At 65.5% G+C, this 3099-nt stretch carries 3 protein-coding genes; all 3 read right to left on the bottom strand.

Features of this window, described 5'->3' with window-relative positions:
* Positions 1 to 108: 108 nt before the first annotated feature.
* The 3 genes from DBR34_RS14050 to DBR34_RS14040 all read right to left on the bottom strand — a co-directional run bounded on the left by DBR34_RS14050 (position 109) and on the right by DBR34_RS14040 (position 3098).
* Positions 109 to 867 (bottom strand): hypothetical protein, encoded by a 759-nt coding sequence (locus tag DBR34_RS14050; RefSeq protein ID WP_128097252.1) that lies wholly within the window; start codon positions 865 to 867, stop codon positions 109 to 111.
* 8 nt (positions 868 to 875) lie between these two features.
* On the bottom strand, positions 876 to 1574 hold the full coding sequence (locus DBR34_RS14045; RefSeq protein ID WP_128097251.1) for a C39 family peptidase: 699 nt from the start codon (positions 1572 to 1574) through the stop codon (positions 876 to 878).
* A gap of 135 nt (positions 1575 to 1709) precedes the next feature.
* Positions 1710 to 3098, bottom strand: a complete 1389-nt coding sequence (locus DBR34_RS14040) for an adhesin (RefSeq protein WP_128097253.1) — start codon at positions 3096 to 3098, stop codon at positions 1710 to 1712.
* Position 3099 lies beyond the last annotated feature (1 nt).

Here is a 3099-nt window from a genome sequence, read left to right as displayed (position 1 = left end):
CGCAGCCATCAGTGCCAGCGCCGCCAGCGCCAGCGGTGTTACTCGTGTCGAGGTGTGCATTGCCTTGGCCCACGTTGTGTTGTCACTCCCCCTGCCCGGCCATGGGGACTACTGGCCGGGACCCATGCCGACACCCCGTACCAGCGTCATCGCCTGGGCCACGTTCTGGCTGAGCGGGACGTTGCTGGCGAGGGATTGCCGGACAAGATCGATCTGCATGCGATTGCTCACGGTCTGTCCGTCGCTGCCCAGGGCGATGCTCTGCCCGACACTGCCGCTGCGGATCCACTGCTGTACCGCGCCGACACCTTCGATCTGCAGCTGCACCTTGGCGTTGTTGCCGTCCAGCTGCGCCACCGCGCTGACCCCGCCCTGCTGCACGCTGGCCAGCTGCTGGCCCTGCGCTGCCGGCGCGGGCGCATCGCCCTCGCGCACGTTGAGGTGGGTGGTGTTGCCGGCCACGTTGCCGTCACCGGCAACCTGGATGCTCTGGGTCAACCCGGCCACGTTCTGCAGGCCACTGGCGTCGATGCTGCGGCCGGTGGACACCGGCAGCGGCGCATCGGCGGCGGTGACCGTGACCGACGGGGTGAAGCTCACTTTCGGCGCCCCCCCGGCCCGGAAATCCATGCCCAGGGTGAGCGCGCTGGTGGCCGCCTGGTTGCCGCTGGTCCATTGGCTGATCATGGTGACCCCGAACCACGCCACGCTGCTGCCATTGACCGTGTAGCGGCCGCGCATCAGGTTCAGCTCGGGATCGGGAATTTCACTGAGGCCCTTGCCGGGCCGTCCTTCATCGGCATGTGCCGGCAGGGCCCCCAGCAGGGCCAAGAGCAGTACACCGTGCGTCCAGCGTGCGATATTCATGGTGCCTCCTAGAACAGATCGGCATGGGTGAAGCCGAAATCCACCAACTCCGCGTCGGTGATCGGCCCCTGCCGGGCATACAGCGAGCGCGCACTGGGCCGCTCGCCGGGCTGCAGCAGCACCGTGTTGCGATCGAAGTCAGTGCCGATCACGATGAACACGGCGCGCGACGGCCACGCCTGCAGAAATTCGCTGACGGGAATGCTGCGGTTGCCCAGGATCGGGTCGGCCACGTCCACCACGTCGTCGCGGACCTGCTTGAGGACCACGAAATGGCGGAAGCCCCGCACATCCATCAACACCAGACCGGGCACGCGCAGTGAGCGCAGGCGCTCTTCGTTGACGCGGTAGCCGCGTCCGCGCATGCCCATCGATTCAACGTAACGTTTGATGTCCAGCAGCGAGAACCCCCGCTGGTGGACCAGTTGCGGGTCCGAGACCCCCATCATGCCTTCGATCACCGTCCCTTCGTCCGCCTCCAGGTGGTAGGCGTACCGCAGGATCGTAGCCAGGGCCGCCGCGCCACAGCTGTAATCGGTGTGTTGCCGCACCACGTTGCGGAAGCGCCGTTCCTGCATGCTTTCCACACGCTGGGTCAGCACCGCACCGTTGGGCAGCACGCCACTGAAACCGACATCGCCGGCGCGCGCGGCGCCGAACGGCAGCATCAGCAGCAACAACGACCCGTACAGCGCGTGCTTGAACATTGGCGTGGCTCCGGATAAGGAAGGAGCCCCTGCCCCAAAGGGGGAGAATGGGACAGGGGCCCCCGGGAGCCCGGCCATTGGCGGATGGCCGGGTTTGTTGCGCTCAACGCGTACTGCTTGCGAAAGCGGACAGACTTACTCGCCGGTGCCGCCGCCACCACCGCCGGTGGCCGGCTGCGCAACGGCCAGGGCCAGGCTGTTGGCCTGCAGGTTGCCCGAGCCGGAGGCGACGTTCACGCCGATGTTGCCGGTGGCGCCGCGGAACGCATCACCGGACAGCGACGCGTTGTTCTCGGCATTGACGTTCACCCAACGGGTGGTGCGCACGGTGCCGCTGAGGCTGGCATACAGGTCCGCGGCCCCGACTTCGATGAAGCCCAACCGGCCTTCTTCGTCGGTGTCGAAGGCGATGCCGCCCACGCCGTCCGTATACGGGTTGGCGGTCGCGTTCTGGATCTCGCTGTCCATGTCGAGATGGCCGGTGCTGTTGCCGCCCGGATGCGGCAGTTCACCGCTCCACGAATCCAGGTAGTAGTTGTCCTTCTGGTAGGCGTTGCCACGGCCTTCGTAGACACCGCCACCGATGGCCAACGTACCGCCGGCGACGCGACCACGCATGGTCACTTCGGTGGTATCGGACATGGCGCGCGTATAGCCTTCGTTGCTCACGGCATTGCCGGTGGAGACCTGGTTGGAGCTGATGCTCGACTGCGCCATGCGCGCGGTGGACACCGAGGCGGCGAGCGCGTTCTTCTGCTCGTTGTTGTTGCCCGCTGCGCTGTTCACGCCAATGTTGCCGCTGGCATCGCGGAAGGCATTGCCGCTGAGGCTGGAGTTGTTGACCACGCCTTCGTTGACGGTGAGGTTGCCCGCGCCGTACTGGTTCACGAACACTTCCGCATCGGACATGCCGAAGGTGAAGGAGGCATCGGCCGCAGACAGCGAGGCGGCGTTGTCCTGGGCGTTGTTGTCACCGGCGGCGACGTTGAAGCCGAGGTTGCCGGAGGCATCCTGGCCGACGTTTTCACTGATGGACGCATTGTTTTCCAGCAGCGAGTTGGACGCCTGGTTGCTGGTGATCGACTGGCGGTTGTCGATCACGGCGATCGCGGCCGAGTTCACTTCCAGCTCACCGGTGATTTCCGGATCACCCGAGAAGTTGATGTCCGAGCTCAGGCGCAGGTCCTTTTCCAGGTTCACGTCGACGCCGTGGTTGTTCTTTTCCTTGCGCTCGTCGGCCTGGATGTTGCTGTTCTCGTTCACCGTCACGGTGCGGTTGCGGGTGACGTCGCTGTTGACGGTGCTGTTGCTGGTGGAATTGCTGTTGGTGGTGGTGTTGCGGGTCCGGTTCCAGGTACGCGAGTCGGTGAGCGTATTGGTTTCGGTGTTGGTATCGGTGTTGGTGTTGGTGCGCGTTTCAACCACGTTGTGGAGGTGGTTGATGTTCGCGTTCTGGTTCTGGTTGTCGCGGTCGTTGCCCCAGCCGTTGGCGCCGGCGGATGCAGACGCGGCGGCGATGGCCAGC

The organism is Stenotrophomonas sp. HMWF003 (assembly GCF_003061285.1).
Classification (GTDB): domain Bacteria; phylum Pseudomonadota; class Gammaproteobacteria; order Xanthomonadales; family Xanthomonadaceae; genus Stenotrophomonas; species Stenotrophomonas maltophilia_AP.
Note: the sequence above shows the minus strand (reverse complement) of the source record. Positions and strands in the feature narration are given on the sequence as shown.